Below are 228 nucleotides of genomic sequence, written 5' to 3'. Positions count from 1 at the left end.
CGGCCATCGGGCAGGCAGAAGCCGTCTGGCACCAGTTCGGCCAGGGGGTACAGCACGAAGGCGCGGGCGTGCATGTGGTAATGCGGTACCTGCAGGCGCGGCACGTCGATCAGCTGGTCGCCGAACAGCAGGATATCCAGGTCGAGCGTGCGAGGGCCCCAACGCTCCTTGCGCACGCGGCCCTGGTCATTTTCGATGGCCTGCAGGGCGTCGAGCAGGGCCAATGGC

Annotated in this window: 1 protein-coding gene; it reads right to left on the bottom strand. The window is 67.5% G+C overall.

The window, feature by feature from the left end:
- The coding region (gene folK / locus SB772_RS46400) for a 2-amino-4-hydroxy-6-hydroxymethyldihydropteridine diphosphokinase (protein WP_410839319.1) at positions 1-228 on the bottom strand (228 nt) is incomplete at both ends.

The sequence above is a fragment of the Paraburkholderia sp. SIMBA_030 genome (assembly GCF_046535245.1).
Lineage (GTDB): Bacteria > Pseudomonadota > Gammaproteobacteria > Burkholderiales > Burkholderiaceae > Paraburkholderia.
The sequence above is the reverse complement of the archived record's forward strand: the minus strand, read 5'-3'. Positions and strand labels throughout refer to the sequence as shown.